The organism is Pseudomonas sp. 273 (assembly GCF_029201425.1).
GTDB lineage: Bacteria > Pseudomonadota > Gammaproteobacteria > Pseudomonadales > Pseudomonadaceae > Pseudomonas > Pseudomonas delhiensis.
The window spans coordinates 3,656,658-3,677,473 of the sequence record NZ_CP116775.1 but is presented as its reverse complement, the minus strand read 5'-3'; the positions used below and the strand labels follow the sequence as shown (position 1 = coordinate 3,677,473).

Genomic DNA, 20,816 nt, shown 5'->3' with positions numbered 1-20,816 from the left:
TTTTTCCATTTAATTTCACCATGGAAGGCCGCGCCGGGATAATCCCTTTCGACGAAGGGGGCGCCGCAATGGGCCCTGCCGAAGAGGATTCCCCCATGCAACACCTGGCATACATGCGCGAAGCCCTGGCCCTGGCGCGGGCCAACGTCGAGGCTGGCGGCCGCCCGTTCGGCGCCGTGCTGGTGCGCGACGGCGAGGTCATCGCCCGCGCCGCCAACGGCACCCACCTGGACCACGACCCCACCGCCCACGCCGAACTGCTGGCGCTGCGCGCGGCCGGCCGCGCCCTGGGCAGCCCGCGCCTGGGCGGCTGCGTGGTCTACGCCAGCGGCCACCCGTGCCCGATGTGCCTGGCGGCCATGCACCTGAGCGGCGTCAGCGCCGCCTACTACGCCTATTCCAACGCCGACGGCGAGCCCTACGGGCTGTCCACCGCGGCGGTCTATGCGCAGATGGCGCAGCCCGTGGAGTGGCAGTCGCTGCCCCTGCAGGCGCTGCGCCCGGAAGACGAGGAGGGGCTGTACGGCTTCTGGCAGGAGCGCCGCCCATGAGCACCGGCAAGGCGCGGGTCGGCTGGATCGGCCTGCTGGTGATCGTCGCCCTGGGCATCAACCTGCGGCCGATCCTCACCTCCATCGGCCCCTTGCTCGCGGAGATCCGCCAGGCCACCGGCCTGGGCTTCCAGGGCGCGTCGCTGCTGACGGTGCTGCCGGTGCTGTGCATGGGCCTGTTCGCCCTGGCGCTGCCCTGGGTGGGCCCGCGCCTGGGCGAGAGCCGCGGCATGCTCGGCGGCCTGCTGGCCATCGCCGTGGCCTGCGCCTGGCGCCTGCTGCTGGACAGCGGCCTGGCGCTGATCGCCAGCGCGGTGCTGGCCGGCACCGGCGTGGCGATCATCCAGGCCCTGGTGCCGGGGGTGGTCAAGCGTTGGTTCCCGCAGCGGGTGCCGGCGGCCATGGGCCTGTACTCGGCCTCGCTGATGGCCGGCGGCGGCACTGCGGCGGTGCTGGCGCCAGTGTTGTCCGGCGGCTCCGGCCACTGGCAGCTGGGCCTGGGCGCCTGGGTGGCGCTGGCGGTGCTGGGGCTGCTGCTGTGGGCCCTGGCGCGCCCGCGCGAGGCGGCGGTGCCCAGCGTGGCGCGGCGTGGCGAACACTTCTTCGGCAGCCGCCGGGCCTGGCTGCTGGCGCTGTACTTCGGGCTGATCAACGGCGGCTACACCAGCATGGTGGCCTGGCTGCCGATGTTCTACCGGCAACTGGGCTGGAGTGCCCAGGGCAGCGGCCAGTTGATCGGCCTGATGACCATCTTCCAGGTCCTCGGCGCCCTGAGCATGCCGGCCCTGAGCCGCGGCTCGGCGGACCGCCGGCCCTGGCTGTGCCTGTGCCTGCTGATCCAGCTCGGCGGCTTCGCCGGCCTGCTGCTGGCGCCCCTGGGGCTGCCGGCGGCCTGGGTGGCGCTGATCGGCTACGGCCTGGGCGCCTGCTTCGCGCTGAGCCTGACGCTGACCCTCGACCACCTGGCCGAACCCGGCCCGGCGGGGAGCCTGGCGGCCTTCGTGCAGGGCATCGGCTTCATCATCACCGGCATCATCCCCTACGTCACCGGCTGGCTGCGCGACACCACCGGCAGCTTCCAGGCCTCCTGGACGCTGCTGGCGCTGTCGGTGCTGCTGATGCTGGGGGTGACCCTGCGCTTCGCCCCGGCCGGCTACGCCCGGGCGATGCACGGCTGGCGCGGCGCTCAGACCGCCGAGGTGGCGAGGTAGATGCGGTAGGTGATGATCGACAGCATGCTCAGCACGCCGACCCACATGAGCAGCACGCCCGCCCCCCGCTCGCGGATGGTGAAGCCGATGCCGAGCATGAACATGCCGAAGATGATGACTGCGAGCGTGACGCCGAAGGAATCCATGGTGGGTCCTTGTCCATTCTGTCGATAAGGCAAGTCTAGGCCAGACGCGGCTCGAAAGGGGTTGATCCGGGGCAAAATCGGCGTGATGGCCGGGGTTTTCCCCGTGGGGCGGATAACCGCGAACACGCACCGATGTTTCGCTGGAAACGCTCTTGTAGGAGCGAGCTTGCTCGCGAACCTTGGGTTCCCGCGCTTCAACCTTGCCATTCCCGCGAATGCGGAAACCCAGCTGCCTCGGCTTGGGTATTTCTGCGCCGCTCCGAGTCTGCCCGACCTTCTTGTTTCGCCCCCTCGGGCGAGTCCCTTTTGTCAAACGGTGGAAGGCCACCCCCGCAAAAAGGAACCAAAAAGGCTTGCCCCGCATACGGGCCCGATAAAGCCGGGCTACCCTCGCGAATTCCCCCGCCACGGAGGCCCGCCCCGAGGGTACGTCCCTGTAGCCCATCGGGGCTCTCGCGACATCCATGTCGCATGACCTCCTGAGCGCCGGTTTCGCTCGGCCTTCTGAAGGGGCGTTCCGGTGCGCGCGGAGGTTTCTCTGGAAGTCCAAAAAAACCAGAGCAAGAGCGGGCATGCTCTTCGTAGGAGCGAGCTTGCTCGCGAACCTGGTTTTCCGCGTTCGCGATAGCTCGTAGGGCGCATAACGCCTACGGCGTTATCCGCCATTTGCGTCGCGCATCGGCCAACGGCGGATAACCGCGAACGGTTATTCGCCCTACGAGTTTGCCGGCTGACGCTGCGTTATCCGTGCACGCCGAACGGCCCCCTCTCCCTTCAGGGAGAGGGTTGGGGAGAGGGGACGGACTTCGCTCGCGCACCTCTGCCAACCCTGACGCCGCACCCCCTCCCTAACCCTCCCCCGCAAGCGGGAGAGGGGACCGTTCGGTGCGATGCGGAACCATGAAGCTCCCGGATTCCCATGTACTCACCGGCCACGCCGGACGCCCCGGTGGCATGGCCAACGGCGGATAACCGCGAACGGTTATGCGCCCTACGCCGGCGCTTTTCCTGCAACTGTAGGGCTTCGCCCCGGTCCTACAGGCGGAACCGCTGCACGAGGCCGCTGAGGTCCACGGCCAGGCGCGACAGTTCGTGGCTGGCGGTGCTGGTCTGCTGCGAGCCGGCGGCGCTCTGGTTGGACAGGTCGCGGATGTTGCCCAGGTTGGTCTCGATGTCGCGGGCCATGGTGGCCTGGTGTTCCACCGACTCGGCGATGCGCTGGTTGCGTTCGTCGATGCTGCGGGCGGCCTCGATGATCTGCGCCAGGGCACGGTCGGCGGCGCTGGCCTGGCCCTGGGTGTGGTCGGCCTGCTCGGCGCTGTGCTGCAGCGCCTCGACGGTGCGCCCGGTGCCCTGCTGGATGGCGCCGATCAGCTGTTCGATCTCGCGGGTGGAGTCGCCGGTGCGCTTGGCCAGCGCGCGCACCTCGTCGGCCACCACCGAGAAGCCGCGCCCGGCCTCGCCGGCGCGGGCCGCCTCGATGGCGGCGTTGAGCGCCAGCAGGTTGGTCTGCTCGGCGACGTTGCGGATCACGTCCAGCACCTTGCTGATGTTCAGCGTCTGCTCGGCCAGGCCGCGGGCCTGCTGCGCCGCGTGGCGCACGCCTTCGCCCAGTTCGCGCAGCGAGCCCAGGGTGGTGGCCAGCTGGCGCTGGCCGTCCAGGGCCTCGTCGTTGGAGCGCCGGGCCACTTCGGCGGTGCTCTGCGCGTGCTCGGCGACGTCGCCCACCGCCGCGCTCATCTGGCTCATGGCGCGGCTGACGTCGTCGATCTCGCCGTGCTGCTGGTGCAGGCCGCGGCTGCCTTCGTCCATCACCGCGCTCATCTGCTCGCTGGAGGTGGCCAGCTGCTCGGCGGCTTCGCCGATCTGGCGAATGGTGCCCTGCAGGTTGTCGCGCATGCGCCCCAGGCGCTCCAGCAGCATCGCCGCCTCGTCGCGGCCCTGGCTGTGCACGCCCTGGCTGAGGTCGCCGGCGGCGATGCGCTCGGCCACCTGCAGCGCCTCGGCCAGCGGCCGCACCAGGCTGCGCGTCAGGCGCCAGGCCAGCAGCAGGGTGACCAGCAGGGCGCCGCCCAGGGCCGCCCAGACGATGCGCAGGGCCTGGGCGTAGGCGCTGGCGGCCGCGCTGGTGGCGCTGTCCGCGGCCTGGCGGTTGAGCTCGCGCAGCAGTTGCACCTGGGTGTCGATGGCTTCGCCCTGCTGGTCGATGTTGGCGACCAGCAGGGTGCGCGCCTCGTCCAGCTTCTGCTGCTCCAGCAGCTGCTGTTCCTCGCGGATGGTCTGGATGAACTGGCCGAAGGCCTGGTGCAGCGCCTCGATGGCGCCACGCTCGGTGTCGTCGCTGATCAGCGCCTGGTAGGCGCGGAATTCCTCTTCGATGTCCAGGGCCAGCTGCTCGATGATCACCTTGTTGCCGCTGCGCACCATGGGCTCGGGGTTGGCCACCTGCTGCATGGAGCGCACGCGCAGCTGGGCGAGGTTGAGGGCGATGCTGTCGGCCAGGGCGATGCTCGGCAGCTGGTCGCCGTCGATGGCCTCGCCCTGGGCGCGGATGGCGGCCATCTGGTACAGGCAATAGGCGCCGACGCCGCCCAGCAGCGCGGCGCTGAACAGGAAGCAGAGCAGGGTGCGCTGGCCGATGCGCAGGCGCCGCAGGGGCTCCCAGCGGGCGAATCGGCCGAGGAGGGCTTGGGGTTTCTTCATCACGGGCTACCACGGGCTGCTGTGATGCTCTGGCGAGCGGGTTTCGGACGCGCAGAGCATATGAAAGCCGTGTGACAGTCTTGTGTAATGGCCAGGGGATATCACTGCCTGCGGCCGGGCAGATCATTGATTCACCTGGGAAAAAGGCCGTTCAGGCCGGTGCGGGCTGCTGCCGCGCGGGGGCCACCAGGTAGGCGGCGAGGCTGTCGTCCAGCTCGCCGTCGCGCAGCCAGCGCAGGGCGATGGGCCAGAGGCTGTCCTGGAAGCGGCTGTGGAAGAAGGCGAAGTGGCCGATGCCCTGCAGGCCCAGCGCCTGGGGCGGCAGGCGCAGGTGCAGGCAGCGGCTGTTGCGGTAGTAGGCCAGCAGGCGCTGGATGGCCGGGCCGGTGCCGAATTCGTCGTCGGTCACGCTCAGGGCCAGGGTGGCGCCGCGCAGGCCGGCGAAGCCCTCGGCCAGGCGCGAGCGTTCTTCCGCGCTCATGGCCTGCGGGCCGCGCCGGTAGGCGTCTTCGAAGCGCGGGCCGGGGTGCGTCCAGTCACGCACCACGCCGTGGGGGGTGTCTTCCATCCAGCCCAGGCGCTTGGCCGGGAAGTAGCCGAACAGGCCGCTGAGCACCGGCATCGCCAGGTGCCACTTGAGCAGCATGCGCAGGCGCCGCCGCGGGGCATAGTCGCGCCAGTGGGCGAACTGCGCGCCCATGCTGAACACGCGCTGGACGAGATGGTTGGAGGGGGCCAGGCCGACCAGGAAGCCGCCGACGCTGTGGGCCACCACCAGGATCGGCTGCCGCGGGGCGTTGGCCGCGGCCCAGCGCAGGGCACCCTCGAAGTCCAGGCGGCCCCAGTCCAGCCAACTGGCGGAAAAGCCGCGCAGCGAGGCCGGGCGCGAGCCGCCGATACCGCGGTAGTCGTAGCAGAGCACGTCGAAGCCCTGGCCGTGCAGGTAGTCGGCGAAGCGCGCGTAGTAGTCGCCGCGCACCGAGGTGGCCGGGTTGACGATCACCAGCGGGCGCGGCTGCGCGGCCGCGTCGGCATGGCGCCAGAGGCGGCCCTGGAGCGGGTAGCCGTCGGCGGCGTCGAAGGTCAGTGGCTGGCCCATGGCGTTCTCTTTTCCCGTTGTGCAGCAGGCACTCTAGCGCCGGGCGATGGGGCGCTACCAGTACAGTTGCGGGAAAAAACCGCCGCACCCATCCCGGGTGCGACCGGGGTTGGGGCGGCGGAGGCTGCAGATCGGCAGCGGGGCGGTTGGCCTCGCTGATCCGGTTGATAGTGTGCGCTGGAGTGGGGTTGGGGGTAGGTTCAGGTGGGGTGGGAAAAAGCGGTGCAGAGGGGTGTTTCGGCGTTAGCCGGCTAGCACAGAGATTACCGGCTGAAACCATTCCTTCTCTCGGCACGAACAAGCCCCCTCTCCCTTCAGGGAGAGGGCTGGGGAGAGGGAGCGGACTCGCCCCAGTACACCGATACCACAGGAAAAACACCCACCAAGACCCCCATCAAGCCAACAACCCACTCGCCTTGGCCCGGGCCACGGCCTGGGTGCGTCTTTCCACTTCGAGCTTGATGTTGATGCGCCGGGCGTGGGTCTTCACCGTGTGCAGCGAGATTTCCAGTTGCTCGGCGATTTCCTGGTTGGAGCAGCCCTGGGCGATCAGTTCCAGCACTTCCAGTTCGCGCTGGCTGAGCATTTCCGCTGGCGCCGGCTGGGCCTCTGCGGTGCCTGGCGCGCGGTTGGCCGGGGCGAGGGCGGGGAGTTGCGCCAGCAGTTGCCGCGACCAGCTGGCGTCGTTGCGCTGCAGCCGGGCCAGGGGCCGCAGCAGGGACAGCCTGCGGCAGTCCTGCAGGGCTTCGCGCAGGTGTTCCTCGGCGGCCGCCTGGTCCAGGGCGTGGAGGGTCTCGGCCAGGCGCAGCTGGGTTTCGCAGGCCAGGCTGCGCAGGCCCAGGCGCTGGCAGTCGCGCTGCAGGGCCTGCAGTTCGTGGCTGGCGCGGGTGGTTTCGCCCAGCTCGTCGTGGGCCTGGGCCAGCAGCAGGCGTACGCGGTACTGCAGGTCGTAGAAGCCGGTGGGGGCCAGCAGCGGGTTGAGCCCCAGCTCGGCGAGCACGCCGAACAGTTCGTCGCGGGCCCTGGCCGGTTCGCCGCTGGCCAGGCACAGCCGGGCGCGGGCCAGGCGCAGCACTTCGCGGTAGCGGATCTCGGGGATGCACAGGCGCTGCATGCGCCGCTCGGCGGCCAGCAGCAGCTGGTGGGCGCGCTCCACCTCGCCGCGCTCGCAGGCCAGGCTGATCAGCGCGTGGTAGGCGTACAGCAGGTAGGCGTCCTGGCTTTCCTCGGCTTCGCGCAGGCCGCGCTGGAGCCCGGCCTCGGCGCCGGCGTCGTCGCCGCGCAGGGCCAGCAGCTCGCCGCGCAGCACGTACAGGCGGGCGCTCATGGGGCCGCCGTGGGCGTGCTTGCGCAACTCGGCGAGCATCTGCTCGGCATAGTCCAGGGCGTGGCGGTGTTCGCCGGAAAGGGCCAGCAGGTGGATGTGCTCGACGCTGAGCAGGGCCTCGAAGCACAGGTTGGCGTGGCGCCGCGACAGGCGCAGGCCGGCCTGGCAGTGCTGGCGGGCGACGGTCAGGTCGCCTTCGACCATGGCCTGCTGGGCCAGGGCCTGGTGGCAGAGGATGTGCTGGCCCCAGAAGCGTTCCTCCAGGTGCTGCAGGGCGTCGCTGCAGTTGCGCCGCGCATCGGGCAGGGCGAACTGGCGCTGCAGCACGCCGAGGGTGGCCTGGTAGTGCGCCAGGCAGAGCCGCTGGCGGTGGGCGTCCGGCCGTGGCAGGAAGCGCGAGAGCCCCTGCAGGCAGGCCATGGCCTCGTCCAGGCGGGCACAGAGGATCAGCGCCCAGGTTTCCAGGAGGATCAGCTTGGGGCTGGACTGCAGCAGGCCCTCGGGCAGCTCGTCGCGCCAGCGCAGCAGTTGCACGGCGCTGTGCTCGACCATCATCTGGTCGCTGTTGGCGTCCTGCAGCAGCGCCACGGCCCGCTCGATGGAGCCGGCGGCCAGGGCCAGCTGGGTGGCCTGGCGCAGGTCGCCGTGCTCGGCGAACCACTGGCTGGCGGCCAGCAGGGCGTCGGCGGGCGGCGCTTCGTCGTGGGCCTGGCGCAGCAGCTCGGCGAGCGGCGGCCAGAGCGCGAACCAGCCGCTGCCTTCGTCCAGGCGCCGGAGCAGCTGCATCTGCTCCAGCTGGGCGAAGGCCGCTTCGCCCACCGGCGCCAGGTGCCGGCACAGGCCGGCCTTGAAGCGGGGCAGGTGGGCCAGCACCCGCAGGGCCTCGCGCAGCGGCGCCGGCAGCGGGGCGAGCACTTCGCGGCGCAGGTAGTCGTGCAGCAGGCCGCCGCCGGCCTCGGGCCAGCGCAGGCGGCCCTGCAGGGCTAGCAGGCCGAGCAGGGCCGGCCAGCCGGCGCTGCGGCCGAGCAACTCGTCGGCGTCGTCCTCGGCCGCGTCGGCCGGCTGCTTGCGCAGCAGCTGTTCCAGTTCGTCGCGGTCCAGCGCCAGGTCGGCGGCGCCCAGTTCCAGCAGCTCGCCCTGCAGCAGCAGGCGCGGCAGGTTCCAGTCCGGGCGGCGGCGGGCGCCGATCCACCAGCGGATGTCGGCGGCGCTGTTCTCCAGCAGCCCGGCCACGCAGGCGTCCAGTTCGGCATCGGCCTGGCGCGGGTAGTCGTCCAGCACTATCCAGAGCGGCTGCGGGCCGCCTTCCAGCAGGCGCTGCAGGTCGTCCTGCCAGTTTCGCGCGGCGGGGTCGAGGTCCAGCACTATGGCCAGGCGGCGGAGGAAGTCGTCCGGGCGCAGCGGTCGGCCGCGCAGGTCGAGCCAGGCGACGCGCCCGCGGGGGCCGGCCTGGCGCGCGCACTCGTTGAGCAGCACGCTCTTGCCGAAGCCGGCGGGGGCGTGCAGCAGGTTCACCCGCTGGCGTCCGCCGAGCAGGCGCTGCAGCAGGCGCGGCCGCGCCAGGTGGCGGGCCGGCAGCAGCGGCAGCGCCCCGCTCAGGGGGCGGGGGCGGCGCGGCTGGCGATGGCGTGGACGCTGGGGTGCGGGTTCATCTGCGAGGCTCCTGGCCCCGGACCTGGCCGGGGCGGCATTGCGGGTACGGTGGCCGGCTCAGCCGCGCAGCGGCGGCAGTCGGGAGGCCCAGGGGCGGGCCCGTTCGAGTTCCGCGGCGAGGCGGAACAGGGTGCCTTCGTCGCCCAGGCGCGCGGCGAACTGCACGCCGATGGGCGTGCCGCCCTCGGTCCAGTACAGCGGCACGCTCATGGCCGGCTGGCCGGTGGCGTTGTAGATCGAGGTGAAGGCCGCAAGGGGCGCGGAACGGCCGAAGTAGCTGTCGATGGGCTCGCCCTCCCGGTAGGCCAGCTCGCCGATGGCGCCCGGCGGGCAGGCCAGGGTCGGGCTGAGGATCAGGTCGTAGTGCTCGTGGAAGGCGGCGATTTCCCGCGCCATGCGCTGCAGGGTGCGCTGGGCCAGGACGTAGTCGGTGGCGCTGACCTGGCCGGCGAGCCCGACCAGCACGCGGGTCAGCGGCTCGATGTCGGTGGCCCCGGCCGAGTGGCCCACCTGCTGCTCCAGGCTGCGCAGGTGCAGCGCCGCGGAGACCACGAAGAGGCGGGCGAAGGCCTGGCCGAGGGCGGGCACGTCGGACACCGTCGGCGCCTCGTCGTTGACCTCGTGGCCCAGCTCGCGGCAGAGCCGGGCGGCCGATTCCAGCGCGGCCTGGCAGTCCGGGTGCACCGCGACGCCGGTGAGCGGCGTGCGCAGCAGGCCGATGCGCAGGCGGCGGTGCGGGGCGTCGACTTCCTGCAGGTAGGGGCGGCTCCTGGGCGGGGCCAGGTAGGGGGCGCCGTAGTCCGGCGCCGAGGTGGCGTCCAGCAGGGCGGCGCTGTCGCGCACCGAGATCGAGCAGCAGTGCTCGGCGGGCAGGCCGCCGGTGCCTTCGCCGACCTTGGGCCCCACCGGGTTGCGCCCGCGGCTGGGCTTGAGGCCGAACACCCCGCAGGCCGAGGCGGGAATGCGGATGGAGCCGCCGATGTCGCTGGCATGGGCCATGGGCACCAGGCGCGCGGCCACCGCGGCGGCGGCCCCGCCGCTGGAGCCGCCGGCGGAGAGGGCGAGGTTCCAGGGGTTGAGGCAGGGGCCGAACGCCGCCGGCTCGGTGGTGGGGGTGATGCCGAATTCCGGGGTGTTGCTGCGGCCGACGGTGATCAGGCCGGCGGCGCGGTAGCGGCGCACCAGCTCGGTGTCGTGGTCGGCGCGGTTGTGCACGCCCAGGCGGCTGCCGTAGGACAGCGGCTGGCCGGCCTCGGCGCCGCCGGCCAGGTCCTTGAGCAGGAAGGGCACGCCGCGGAAGGGGCCGCCGGGCAACGGGCCGCGGGCCCGTGCGCGGGCCTGTTCGAACTGGCGCCAGATCACCGCGTTGAGCGCCGGGTCGTGCCGTTCGATGCGGGCGATGGCGGCGTCCACCAGTTCCAGCGGGGAGACTTCGCCACGGGTGACCAGTTGCGCCTGGGCGGTGGCGTCGAGCAGGTGCAGCGAATCGTTCATGGGCGGGCTCCCGGTTGGCCGGCCAGGCCGTCCAGGGCCTGGAAGGCGGCGTCCAGCGCCTGTTCGACGACGCGCCGCTTCCAGTGGTCGGTGTCGACGTAGAAGGCGTCGCGCAGGCGCTGCTTGATGGCCGCGGCGGTGGCGGCGTCGGTTTCGGGGTGGTTGCTCAGCCACTGGTCGGCGCGCAGGGCCATCAGCACGTCCTCCGACGGCAGGGTGCCGTACTCCAGGCCGATGCCGGTGTATTCGGCCTGGGGGCATGCCTGGTAGGCCAGGTGCCACATGTTGCCGGCCAGTTCGGCGGACACGCAGCCGTCCTCGTACAGCGAGGTCACGTCCGCGCCCCACCAGGCGCGGGCCCGGGCCAGGCCGGCGGCGTCGCCGGGGCGGGCGTGGGCGATGCGCTCGCCGTGGCCGCAGGGGCCCAGGGCGGTGTGCAGGTCGATCCAGCCCAGGCGCGCGCAGCGGCTGGCGTGTTCACCCAGTATCGCGCGCAGGGCGAGGTTGCTCCAGGTTGGCGCGTTGCCGCCGTAGAACAGGCCGTCGGGGTGCTTGTACTGGCCGCCGCTGACGGCCTGCTGTATGGCCCGCGGGCCGTGTTCGGCGAGGTAGGCGTAGAGCGCTTCGTCGGCCTCGGGGGCCGGCCAGGTGTCCGGCACCAGGGCCCGGGCGAGTGCGTCGTAGCCCGGGTTGGCGGGCAGGGGCCCGGCGAAGTCCTGGAAGTTGCGGTTCAGGTCGACGTTCTCGTGGGTCCAGCGGCGCCACCAGGAGAAGCCCCAGGGGTTGATTCCGTGGATGTACAGCACCGCCACGCCGGCGGCCTTCGCCCGCTGGTGGAAGCCCGGGTCGTCGAGCAGGGCGTTCTGCACGCCGGAGCCGCAGAAGCCCTCGACGCCATGGCAGGCGCTGCTGACGATGAGCAGGGCCTGGGCGTCGGCGGCGCCGAAGCGGGCCACGTCCATGGCCAGTTGCTCGCCGTCGCGGCCGGGCAGCGGGTGGACGTGGCTGCTGGCCTCGAGGCCCGCGGCGTGGGCGCGGGCGAGGAACTGCCGGCGGGCCTGGCGATAGTCCTGGGCGAAGTATTCGGAAGGGTTGCTCACGGGTGTCTCCTCGGGGTTCAGGCCGGCTGTTCGGTGTTCGCCAGGGCCTTGCGCATGCCCAGCGCCATGGCCAGGGCGGCGATCACGAACAGCGCGCAGAGCAGGTAGATGGCGTCGTCCAGGCTGCCGGTGCGGGCCTTGATGGCGCCGACCACGGCCGGGCTGATGCCGGCGACGCTGGCCAGGGTGTTGACCAGGGCGATGCCGACGGCGGCGCGCTCGCGCTCCAGGTAGCGGGTGACCATGGCCCAGAACACCGGGGTGGCCGCCACCAGGGCCGAGCCGCCGGCGGTGATGGCGACCAGCGTCCAGGCCAGGCTGCCGTTGCCGATGGCCCAGGCCAGCAGCAGGAAGCCGGCGCTGGCGGCCATGAAGGCTGCGGTCCAGTGCAGGCGCTGTTCGTTGCGGCGGTCGGAGCGGCGGCCGTACCAGAACATGGCGAACAGCGCGAAGACGTTGGGGATGACCGCGTACAGGCCGACCATCTGCAGGTCGGCCACGCCCAGCTCGCGGATGATGGTCGGTGTCCAGAAGGCCAGGAAGTAGCCGGCGCAGCCGGAGACGAAGGCGCCGAAGGCCAGCAGGTAGATGCGCGGGTCGCGCAGCACCGCGGCCAGCGCGCCCTTGCCGTGGCCGCCGCTGGCCTCGCTGTCGCTGGCCGTGCCCTGCAGGCCCTGGCGCAGCAGCTCGCGCTCGTCCGCGCTCAGCCACCTGGCGTCCTGCGGGCCGTTGGGCAGCAGCCACAGCACCAGCAGGCCGAGCAGCACCGTGGGCATGCCTTCGATGAAGAACATCCACTGCCAGCCTTCCCAGCCGTGCAGCCCGTGCATGTTCTTCAGTATCCAGCCCGACACCGGGCTGGTGATGAAGGCCGCGGCCACCTGGGCCATGCAGAACAGCGCCAGCACCCGGGCGCGGCGCTGCGGCGGGTACCAGAAGGTGAGGTAGAGGACGATGCCGGGGAAGAAGCCGGCCTCGAACACCCCGAGCAGGAAGCGCACCAGGTAGAACTGGGTGGGCGTGGTGACCAGCAGCGTGGCGCTGGAGGCCAGGCCCCAGAGCAGCATGATGCGCATGATGGTCAGGCGCGCGCCGATACGCTGCAGGAGCATGTTGCTGGGCACTTCGAAGAGCACGTAGCCGACGAAGAACATGGCCGCGCCCAGGCCGTAGACGGCATCGCTGAAGCCCAGCGAGGTCTTCATCTGCAGCTGGGCGAAGCCGATGTTCGCACGGTCGATGAAGTTCAGCAGGTAGCAGATGAACAGGAAGGGGATGAGGCGGCGGGTGATCCTGGCGTAGACGGCTTCGACGTTGCCGTGGGGCGCCAGGCCGCTTTGCGCCGCCGCGGGCGCGCTGATGAGTGTGGACATGCGAGGCTCCGGGGGAGGTCGACCACGGGGTGCCGGCCGCCGCGCCTGGCCCTTGTGGGGCCGCCGCGCGGCGGACCGGCGCCGGGACTACTGGACCTGGGTGGTTTCGACCGCTGCCGGCTGCGGCGCGGGGCTGGGCTGTTGCGCCGCGGCGCCGTTCACCTTGCGCCGCGGCGGGGTGGCCGGCCTGGCCTTGGGCAGCGCCTTGACGGGGTGGCCGGCCTTGGCGGCCGGTTTGCCCCGGGCGTCGCCCTGCTTGGCGGTGGCGGCCCTGGGGGCGCTGCGGGGGCGTTTCGGCCCGGCGGGAGTGTCGCTTGCCTTGCCCTGCGGCGTCGCCACGGCGGCCTTGTCGCGCGCCAGTTCGAGCAGGCGGCGGTGCTCGGCCAGCAGGTGGTCGCCCAGGTCGTTGAGGTCGGGCAGGGCGCGGCGGCAGGCTATCAGGCCGTAGTCCAGGCGGTCGTGGTAGCTGGTCACGGTGACGTTCAGGGCCATGCCATGGCTGGGGATGGACACCGGGTAGTAGCACAGCACCTTGGCGCCGGCGAAGTACAGCTGCATGGGAATGCCGGTGACGTTGGAGATCACCAGGTTGGCCGGCGGCGGCATCCAGTTGGCCAGGCGCGAGCGGCCGTACATGGCGGCCAGGCCGGAGAGCAGCCAGGGCGCGGCGAAGATCGGGAAGTCCATGGGGATGGCCGAGCGGAAGCGGTTCATCGCCTCCTTGCGCTGCGTCGAGGAGGCGTTGATGCGGCGCAGGCGCTCCAGCGGGTCGGCCGCGTTGGTGGCCAGGTCGATGGCCAGCATGCTCACCTGGTTGTTGGCGGTGTCGTCGCCGGGGGCGCGCAGGCTCACCGGCGCCGCGGCGGTCAGGGGCTTCTCCGGCAGCTCGCCGCTGGCCTTGAGGTAGCGGCGCAGGGCGCCGGAGACGGTGGCCATGACCACGTCGTTGAAGCTCACCTCCAGCTGGCGCGCCATTTCCTTGATCTCCGCCAGGGGCACGGTGCGCCCGGCGAAGCTGCGCTGGTTGGTGATGGCCACGTTCAGCGGGGTGCGCGGGGCCAGCAGCTTGCGCGGGTCGAGGTTGCGCCAGTTGCGCAGGCTGCTGTCGCCCACCACCGGCAGCAGGCTGCGGCCGGCGCGCAGCATGTCCGGCAGCATCCGGGCCAGCTTGACGTACTGGCGGCCGGCGTTGCCGATGGCCGCCCCGGCCAGTTCGGCGACGCCGAGCTGGTACGGGTTGCGCCGCAGCCGCGGCGGCGCCGGCGGGATGACGCGGCCGCTGGGCACGTCGTCGAACAGCGCGCGGACCAGCTCGATGCCGGCCTGGCCGTCGACGTTGGCGTGGTGGACCTTGGCGTACAGCGCCACCTCGCCGCTGCGCAGGCCGTCGATGATGGTGATTTCCCACAGCGGCCGGCTGCGGTCCATCAGGCTCGAGTGGGCGCGGGCGACCACCTGCTGCAACTGGCGGTTGCTGCCCGGCTTGGGCAGGGTGATGTGGCGGATGTGGTGCTCCAGGTCCAGGTGTTCGTCCTCGACCCAGACCGGGTCCGACAAGTCGAAGGGCATGAACGCCAGCTTGCGGGTGAAGACCGTCGCCAGGTGCAGGCGCCCGGCCAGGTACCGCTTGACCTCTTCGTAGAAGTCGCCTTCGTAGCCTTCAGGCAGTTGCAGCACATGGAGCGAACCAATGTGCGTGGGCATCTCGGCCGATTCCATATGCAGGAATATGGCGTCCATCCCGCTCAGATGTTTCATCGCGTCACCAACCTTGTTCTTGTCGTTGCTGGGAAATTGCTCGCAAGGCCCGTTGCGGCGGGCGGTTCAGTTCCTCATCGTTTCGGCGCGCGGAAGGGGAACAGGGCGCGCTTGAGGCCGCGCGGGCGGAACTGCCGCCACTGGTCCTCCGGTTGCGCCAGGCGGTCGCCGATGGCGTACCAGACCAGCGGGTGCACGCCCAGGCCGATGTGGCTGGCGCAGTTGACCTCGATGTTGTCGGTCAGGCGGCCGCGCCGTTCCACGCTGCCGCCCCAGCCGACGATGCCGTCGCCACGGCTGTAGATGGAGGTGGTGGGCACCGGCGGCGCCTCCTCGCCGCGTTCCTCGGCATCGCGCTTGAAGCTGCGCACCAGGCGGTACAGCTCCCAGGCGTTGGTGCTGCTCTGCGGCGGGCCGTACAGCGGGCTGCCGAGGGTGATCACCTGGCGCACGTTGCCCGGCAGGGCGCGGGCGAGCTCGCGGGCGAAGATGCCGCCCAGGCTCCAGCCGACGAGGCTGACCTTGCGTCCCGAATCCTCGTGCAACTGCTGCAGCTGGGCCAGCAGCCTGTCCACCACGCCTTCGCCGGGCCCGCGGTTGAGGCCCTGGCCCCAGCCATGGACGTCGTAGCCGCGGCTGGCGAGGAAGCGCCGCAGCGGCAGCGTGGAGTAGTCGTTGGCCATCAGCCCGGGCAGCACCAGCACGCTGTGGCCATCGCCGCGCGGCACGTTGAGCAGCAGCCAGGGCATGGCGGCCGGGATCGAGGCCCATTCCAGCAGGGCGCGCGATTCCAGCGCCCAGAGCAGGGGGACGGGCGGCGCTCCACGGGGTGCCGGCGGAAGGGCGCGGTGATGGAGGCGGGGAAGATCGAGGGCATGACGGTGTCCTTGTACGGGGGTACGGGTCAGGTGTTGCTGGGTGATTGGGCAGCTGCGATCTCGTCCTTCAGCAGCTTCTTGGAGAGCTTGCCCACGGCGGTCTTGGGCAGTTCGGCGCGGATTTCCAGGGCCTGCACCATCTCGTGCTTGCCCAGGCGGTCCTTGAGGAAGGCCTTGAGCCCGTCGAGGTCGAAGGGGGCATGGCCGGCGCGCAGCTTGACGTAGGCCTTGGGCGACTGGCCGCGGTAGGCGTCGGGAATGCCCAGGACCATGACTTCCTCCACCGCCGGGTGGGCGTAGATGGCTTCCTCGATCACCCGCGGGTAGACGTTGTAGCCGCCGCACAGGAGCATGTCCTTGGTACGGTCGACGATGTGGATGTAGCCGTCCTCGTCCATGTAGCCGACGTCGCCGGTGCGGAAGTAGCCGTCGGCGGTGAAGGCTTCGGCGCTGGCCTGGGGGGCGTTCCAGTAGCCGCGCATGATGTTCGGCCCGCGGATGGCCAGCTCGCCGTTCTGCCCCAGCGGCACCTTGCGTTCGGGGGCGTCGAGGTCGAGGAAGCAGATGTCCACGCCGATGTGCGGGATGCCGCAGGAGCCGGCCCTGGGCCGCTCGGCCGGGGTGAAGGTGCCGCCGGTGCAGGTCTCGGTCATGCCCCAGCCCTCGGTGATCTGGCAACCGGTCAGGGCCTTGAACTGCTGCATCAGCTCCACCGGCAGCGGCGCGCCGCCCGAGGCGCAGATCTTCAGGCAGCGCAGGTCGTACTCGCCCACCTGCGGGTGGCTGAGCAGGGCGGTGAACATGGTCGGCACGCCGGGGAAGCAGCTCACCCGGTTGTCGTGGATGTCGCGCAGCACCGCGCCGGCGTCGAAGCGCACGTGCAGGCGCATCTCGGCGCCGACCGCCACCGGGAACAGCAGGCAGCCGACCAGGGCATAGATGTGGAACAGCGGCAGCACCACCAGGATGCTTTCGCGGCCCTCGTGCAGGCGCTGGTCGTTGTCGACGTTGATCATCGCCACCTGGGCCGCGGCGGCGCCGAGGTTGGCGTGGGTCAGCATGGCGCCCTTGGGCAGGCCGGTGGTGCCGCCGGTGTACTGCAGCACGGCCAGGGCCTGGTCCAGCGGCGGCAGCGGGTGGGGCTGCCAGTTGCCGTCGTTGTCCAGCAGTTGCTCGAAGGGCAGGCACTGTTCGCTGTAGAGCACCTGGGCGAGCTGGCCCTCCTGCTGCAGGCGGGCGCGGGTCTCCCGCGGCTGCGCGCCGAAGTCGCCCAGCGAGCCCACCACCAGGGTGTGCAGGCGGGTGCTCTGGAGCAGGCGCTCCATCAGCGGGTAGAGGCTGTCCAGGTCGAGGGTGACGAGGATGTCGGTGCGGCTGTCCTCGATCTTGTGCGCCAGCACGTCGCCGGCATCCAGCGGCGAGTAGTTCACCACGGTGCCGCCGGCGCGCAGGATGGCGAAGAAGGCGATGGCGTACTGCGGCACGTTGGGCAGGTAGAGGCCGACGTGGACGCCGGGGCCGACCCCCAGGTCCTGCAGGCCCTTGGCGGCGTGGTCGATCAGCGAGGCGAACTCGCGGTAGGCGACCTTGCGCCCCATGAAGTCGATGGCCGGGCGGTCCGGCCAGCGGCGCACGGAATCGTCGAGCATGTCCAGCACGCTGAGGCCGGAGAGGTCGTTGTCCCAGCGTACGCCGGCAGGGTATGAGCGGGTCCAGGGGGTTTGCACTGCAAGTGTCTCCTTATTGTTTTGCAGGCATGGTGAGGCTGGTACCGGGGTATGAACTGTCCGGAATTTGCGGCGTGGAGAAACTGCCGGCGAGGGCGCTGGAGATTCGTACCAAAGGCTGATGGATGGGCGCCGGAGAGGCTCTGGGACGGGCCTTGTGGCGCAATCAGCGGAATGGAGGGCGGGGGATTCATGGGGCTGATGGCGCTTGGCGTCGGCCTGGCCGGCGGTATCGCGGACGGAGTCCGGGGAGGCACCGTAGGGCGGATAACGCCTACGTCATTGCAGGCGGCAGGCGGCAGGCAAGAGCGGGTGCCACCCGTAGGGGCGAGCTTGCTCGCGAATTGGATTCACCCGTGACTTCGGCGTATCGGCTTGGCTCCGCTCCCTCTCCCCAACCCTCTCCCGCAAGCGGGAGAGGGGGCTGCCCGGCATGAATGAGACGTTCAGCGTCAACCTGCAGGAGGTGGGCGTGGGGTAGGAGCAACTGTCTTGCAGGCTGCGCCGCCTCTTTCCAACCCGTAGGGCGCATAACGCCTACGGCGTTATCCGCCGCCGCCGGGTACCGGTGCGCCAGCGAGCGGCGGATAACCGCGAACGGTTATTCGCCCTACGGTCGAGCGCGGACGTAGGAGCAACTGTCTTCTGGGCTCCGTCGTTCGCGGGAGTGACTGGATCGAAATTCGCGTCTCCCATGTCGCCCCATTGTAGGAGCGGGCCCTGCCCGCGAATCGCGCGCAGGGCGCGCTCCTACAGGTGGGACAGCGGTGGCGGTGTGGGACTCCGTCCGCGATTTTCTAGCCCCAACTCAGGTTTCGAAATAGAAGCTCTGGAAGCGCTCGGCCAGTTGCAGGGTGAGCTGCGCCGCCTGCAGGTGCATGGGATGGGGGCCGTAGTCCTGGGCCGCCTGCAGTGACTCGAAGGTGACTATGGTGCCGAAGTCGAAGCTCTCGTCCGGCCCATTGCGGCCCAGGCTGGCGCGGGGGCCGAAGCGGACCTCGCGCACCCCCGGGATCTGCCGCAGGTTTTCGCAGGCGGCGGTCAGCCGGGCGATGTGTTCGAGGTTGCCCGGCTCCTTCAGCCAGGTGATGACTACGCTCTGCACGCTCATGCGCAATGTTCCTCTGGCAGGGGGTTGATGCAGTTGCGCAGCGGTTCGCCGCGCAGGGCGTCGAGCAGGTTGTCGAAGGCCTCGAGGGTCATGCGCCGGTGGGTCTCGCGGGTGGAGGCGCCGTTGTGCGGCGACAGCACCAGGTTGCTCAGGGGCAGCAGCGCCGGGTTCACCGCCGGTTCGTCCTCGGCGACGTCCAGCCCGGCTGCCGCCAGGCGGCCTTCGCGCAGGGCCGTGGCCAGTGCGTTCTCGTCCACCAGGCCGCCGCGGGCGGTGTTGATCAGGATGGCCTGGGGCTTCATCCGCGCCAGCGCTTTCGCGTCGATGATGTGGTGGGTGGCGGCGTTGTAGGGCAGTTGCAGGATGAGCGCGTCGCTCTGTTCCAGCAGGTTGTCGAAGTCCAGGTAGCGCACGCCCAGCCGGGCCTCCTCCGCTTCCGGCAGGCGGCGCCGGTTGCAGTAGGTGACGTCCATGTCGAAGCCGCGGGCGCGCTTGGCCAGCTCCCTGCCGATGCCGCCCAGGCCGAGGATGCCCAACTGCTTGTGGTGCACGTCCTGGCCGAACAACGGCGAGGAGTCGGCGCGCCAACCGCCGCCGCGGACGAAGGTGTCGGCCTCGACGATGCGCCTGGCCGCGGCCAGCAGCAGGCCGAAGGCGAGGTCGGCGGTGGCCGCGGCGACGGCCTTGGGCGTGTTGCAGACGCGGGTGCCGTGGGCGGTGCAGGCGGCCACGTCGATGTGGTCGAAGCCGGCGCTGACGGTGCTCAGCACCTTCAGCCGCGGGCAGCGCGCCAGCAGCGCGGCGTCGATGCGGTCGCCGGGCACCACCAGGGCGTAGTCGGCCTCGCCCAGCAGCCCGGCGAGGTCCTCGGGGATGCCCTGGTCCGGCATGCGGATGTCGGCATGGGCGCGCAGGTTGCCCAACAGCGCATCGGGCACCTGGCGCGACAGGGCGATGCAGGGTTTTTCGCTCATCGCTCGTTCCTTCAGTCGCGGTAGCTGGTGTCGATGCGGTCGAGCTTGCGCAGCAGCGCCGGCCAGACGAAGTCGCCGCCCTGGCCGCCGGTCTGCTTGTGCGCCACCTCGGCCACGCCCTCGATGATCCGCGGGTCTACCTCGATCAGCTTGCCGCCGGCCTGGGCCGCCAGCTGGATCTGGCAGGTGGTCTCGAAGGTGTACATGTTGAGGAAGGCGTCGGCGATGCTACGGCCGACGGTGAGCAGGCCATGGTTGCGCAGCATGAAGAACAGCTTGTCGCCGAGGTCGGCCTGCAGGCGCGGCTTCTCGTCGTCGCGCAGGGCCACGCCCTCGTAGTCGTGGTAGCCCAGCGAGGAGAGCACGAAGGTGGACTGCTGGCTGATCGGCAGGATGCCGCATTCCTGGGTGCTGACCGCCACGCCGGCCCTGGTGTGGGTGTGCAGCACGCACTGGATGTCATGGCGCGCGGCGTGGATGGCGCTATGGATGACGAAGCCGGCGCGGTTGGCGTTGTAGGGGCCGTCGATGACCTTGTCGCCGTTCTGGTCGATCTTCACCAGGTTGGAGGCGGTGATCTCGTCGAACAGCAGGCCGTAGGGGTTGATCAGGAAGTGATGCTCGGGGCCGGGGATGCGCGCGCTGATGTGGGTGAAGACCAGGTCGGTCCAGCCGTACAGCGCCACCAGCCGGTAGCAGGCGGCCAGGTCGACGCGCAGTCGCCATTCTTCGTCGCTCACCTGGTCGCGCACATGGGGGAGGGCGAGTTCGTGGGGCATGGTGCTTCCTTCTTGTCGGTGTTGTGGTGGAGCACCGCAGGCTACGTCCTGGCGCGGCCCGGCAACTGTCCTGAATTTGACGCCTGGACGGTGGCGTTAGCCCGCAGGCACTCGTCGACGGGGGAAGCTGCCGGCACGCCTTGTGCGGCTCGCCGGGCGGCCGAATAATGAGCGGCACCGTCCCGTATCCATGGAGCCTGCAGGCGTGACCTTCCCTCGATGTTGTCCGAGTCGCATCTGGCCGTGCTGATGGCCAGCCCCTGGTTCGGCGGCCTGCCGGCGCCAGTGCGCGACGACATGCTGGCCCGCGCCGGCGTCCGCGCGCTGAACAGCGGGCAGCAGCTGTTCCGCTGCGGCGAGCCGCCGGACGGCCTGTACATCGTGCTGCAGGGCATCATCCGGCTCAGCAACACCACCCGCGACGGCCAGGAGGCGGTGCTGAACTTCTACGAACCGGGCAGCTGGCTGGGCGAGGTGTCGATGCTCGACCACAGCACGCGCCTGCACGACGCCCATGCCCACGTACCCTCCCAGGTGCTGCACATCAGCCCGCTGGCCCTGGGTGAGCTGTGCGACCGCCACCCGGCGCTGGTGCGCATGCTGCTGGACCTGGAGGTGTCGCGCCTGCGCACCATGCTGGTGGCCTTCTCCGCCTTTTCCACGCAGTCGCTGGAGCAGCGCCTGGCCGGGCGCCTGCTGGGCCTGAGCGAAGCCTTCGGGGCGAAGGCGGAGGAGGGGGTGAGCCTGGACCTGCGGCTATCCCAGGAGTCCATGGCGCAGCTCATCGGCGCCACCCGCCAGCGTGTCAACCAGGTGCTCAAGCAGTGGGAGCAGCAGGGCCTGATCCGGCAGCGCTATGGCCAGCTCCTGCTGCTGCGCCCGGACGCCCTGCAAACCCTGACCCAGGAGCGGCCGGACCGCTAGCCCACCAA

Annotated in this window: 16 protein-coding genes; 3 read left to right on the top strand and 13 right to left on the bottom strand. The window is 70.9% G+C overall.

The window, feature by feature from the left end; translation table 11 throughout:
* Positions 1–95 precede the first annotated feature (95 nt).
* Together PKO50_RS16760 and PKO50_RS16755 are read left to right on the top strand one after the other, a co-directional pair.
* Complete coding sequence (locus PKO50_RS16760; RefSeq protein WP_275630371.1) at positions 96–551, top strand: nucleoside deaminase; 456 nt, start codon at positions 96–98, stop codon at positions 549–551.
* Positions 548–1,762, top strand: a complete 1,215-nt coding sequence (locus PKO50_RS16755) for a CynX/NimT family MFS transporter (protein WP_109933471.1) — start codon at positions 548–550, stop codon at positions 1,760–1,762. The genes PKO50_RS16760 and PKO50_RS16755 overlap by 4 nt, the downstream gene beginning before the upstream one ends.
* Here the strand turns inward: PKO50_RS16755 and PKO50_RS16750 are convergent.
* The 13 genes from PKO50_RS16750 to PKO50_RS16690 form a co-directional block, all read right to left on the bottom strand.
* Positions 1,738–1,908: a hypothetical protein gene (locus PKO50_RS16750; protein WP_009622326.1), complete on the bottom strand. Its 171-nt coding sequence runs from the start codon at positions 1,906–1,908 to the stop codon at positions 1,738–1,740. The two genes, PKO50_RS16755 and PKO50_RS16750, sit on opposite strands and share 25 nt — an antisense overlap.
* A gap of 1,035 nt (positions 1,909–2,943) precedes the next feature.
* A complete protein-coding gene (locus tag PKO50_RS16745; protein WP_275630370.1) occupies positions 2,944–4,611 on the bottom strand; it encodes a methyl-accepting chemotaxis protein in 1,668 nt (555 codons plus the stop codon).
* A gap of 151 nt (positions 4,612–4,762) precedes the next feature.
* Positions 4,763–5,710, bottom strand: a complete 948-nt coding sequence (locus PKO50_RS16740) for an alpha/beta fold hydrolase (RefSeq protein WP_275630369.1) — start codon at positions 5,708–5,710, stop codon at positions 4,763–4,765.
* A gap of 394 nt (positions 5,711–6,104) precedes the next feature.
* Positions 6,105–8,552, bottom strand: a complete 2,448-nt coding sequence (locus PKO50_RS16735) for a LuxR C-terminal-related transcriptional regulator (RefSeq protein WP_275630368.1) — start codon at positions 8,550–8,552, stop codon at positions 6,105–6,107.
* A 195-nt stretch (positions 8,553–8,747) separates the two neighbouring features.
* Positions 8,748–10,184 (bottom strand): amidase, encoded by a 1,437-nt coding sequence (locus tag PKO50_RS16730; RefSeq protein ID WP_275630367.1) that lies wholly within the window; start codon positions 10,182–10,184, stop codon positions 8,748–8,750.
* Positions 10,181–11,284: a M14 family metallopeptidase gene (locus PKO50_RS16725; protein ID WP_109936954.1), complete on the bottom strand. Its 1,104-nt coding sequence runs from the start codon at positions 11,282–11,284 to the stop codon at positions 10,181–10,183. The genes PKO50_RS16730 and PKO50_RS16725 overlap by 4 nt, the downstream gene beginning before the upstream one ends.
* A 17-nt stretch (positions 11,285–11,301) precedes the next feature.
* Complete coding sequence (locus PKO50_RS16720; protein WP_275630366.1) at positions 11,302–12,657, bottom strand: MFS transporter; 1,356 nt, start codon at positions 12,655–12,657, stop codon at positions 11,302–11,304.
* Positions 12,658–12,744: 87 nt separating this feature from the next.
* Positions 12,745–14,361 carry a wax ester/triacylglycerol synthase family O-acyltransferase gene (locus PKO50_RS16715; protein ID WP_275630365.1) on the bottom strand — a complete coding sequence of 539 codons (1,617 nt, stop codon included), beginning with the start codon at positions 14,359–14,361 and terminating at the stop codon, positions 12,745–12,747.
* A 128-nt stretch (positions 14,362–14,489) separates the two neighbouring features.
* Positions 14,490–15,164 carry an alpha/beta fold hydrolase gene (locus tag PKO50_RS16710; RefSeq protein WP_275630364.1) on the bottom strand — a complete coding sequence of 225 codons (675 nt, stop codon included), beginning with the start codon at positions 15,162–15,164 and terminating at the stop codon, positions 14,490–14,492.
* 155 nt (positions 15,165–15,319) lie between these two features.
* Positions 15,320–17,020: a long-chain fatty acid--CoA ligase gene (locus PKO50_RS16705; RefSeq protein ID WP_275630363.1), complete on the bottom strand. Its 1,701-nt coding sequence runs from the start codon at positions 17,018–17,020 to the stop codon at positions 15,320–15,322.
* Between the two features lie 808 nt (positions 17,021–17,828).
* A complete protein-coding gene (locus tag PKO50_RS16700; RefSeq protein WP_275630362.1) occupies positions 17,829–18,131 on the bottom strand; it encodes a Dabb family protein in 303 nt (100 codons plus the stop codon).
* Positions 18,128–19,105: an NAD(P)-dependent oxidoreductase gene (locus PKO50_RS16695; RefSeq protein ID WP_275630361.1), complete on the bottom strand. Its 978-nt coding sequence runs from the start codon at positions 19,103–19,105 to the stop codon at positions 18,128–18,130. The genes PKO50_RS16700 and PKO50_RS16695 overlap by 4 nt, the downstream gene beginning before the upstream one ends.
* A gap of 11 nt (positions 19,106–19,116) precedes the next feature.
* Positions 19,117–19,884, bottom strand: coding sequence for a class II aldolase/adducin family protein (locus PKO50_RS16690; protein ID WP_275630360.1), 768 nt, complete (start codon positions 19,882–19,884; stop codon positions 19,117–19,119).
* Between the two features lie 219 nt (positions 19,885–20,103).
* On the opposite strand from PKO50_RS16690, the gene PKO50_RS16685 reads away from it, so the two are divergent.
* Entirely contained in the window at positions 20,104–20,808 is a 705-nt protein-coding gene (locus PKO50_RS16685) for a Crp/Fnr family transcriptional regulator (protein ID WP_275630359.1), read from the top strand.
* The last annotated feature ends 8 nt before the right edge of the window (positions 20,809–20,816 follow it).

Excerpts from the sequence above, each read along its gene's own strand:
- PKO50_RS16760 (WP_275630371.1), top strand. The coding sequence starts at position 96 with ATGCAACACCTGGCATACATGCGCGAAGCCCTGGCCCTGGCGCGGGCC.
- PKO50_RS16755 (WP_109933471.1), top strand. The coding sequence starts at position 548 with ATGAGCACCGGCAAGGCGCGGGTCGGCTGGATCGGCCTGCTGGTGATC.
- PKO50_RS16750 (WP_009622326.1), bottom strand. The coding sequence starts at position 1,908 with ATGGATTCCTTCGGCGTCACGCTCGCAGTCATCATCTTCGGCATGTTC.
- PKO50_RS16745 (WP_275630370.1), bottom strand. The coding sequence starts at position 4,611 with ATGAAGAAACCCCAAGCCCTCCTCGGCCGATTCGCCCGCTGGGAGCCC.
- PKO50_RS16740 (WP_275630369.1), bottom strand. The coding sequence starts at position 5,710 with ATGGGCCAGCCACTGACCTTCGACGCCGCCGACGGCTACCCGCTCCAG.
- PKO50_RS16730 (WP_275630367.1), bottom strand. The coding sequence starts at position 10,184 with ATGAACGATTCGCTGCACCTGCTCGACGCCACCGCCCAGGCGCAACTG.
- PKO50_RS16720 (WP_275630366.1), bottom strand. The coding sequence starts at position 12,657 with ATGTCCACACTCATCAGCGCGCCCGCGGCGGCGCAAAGCGGCCTGGCG.
- PKO50_RS16715 (WP_275630365.1), bottom strand. The coding sequence starts at position 14,361 with ATGCCCACGCACATTGGTTCGCTCCATGTGCTGCAACTGCCTGAAGGC.
- PKO50_RS16710 (WP_275630364.1), bottom strand. The coding sequence starts at position 15,164 with ATGCCCTGGCTGCTGCTCAACGTGCCGCGCGGCGATGGCCACAGCGTG.
- PKO50_RS16700 (WP_275630362.1), bottom strand. The coding sequence starts at position 18,131 with ATGAGCGTGCAGAGCGTAGTCATCACCTGGCTGAAGGAGCCGGGCAAC.
- PKO50_RS16695 (WP_275630361.1), bottom strand. The coding sequence starts at position 19,105 with ATGAGCGAAAAACCCTGCATCGCCCTGTCGCGCCAGGTGCCCGATGCG.
- PKO50_RS16690 (WP_275630360.1), bottom strand. The coding sequence starts at position 19,884 with ATGCCCCACGAACTCGCCCTCCCCCATGTGCGCGACCAGGTGAGCGAC.
- PKO50_RS16685 (WP_275630359.1), top strand. The coding sequence starts at position 20,104 with ATGTTGTCCGAGTCGCATCTGGCCGTGCTGATGGCCAGCCCCTGGTTC.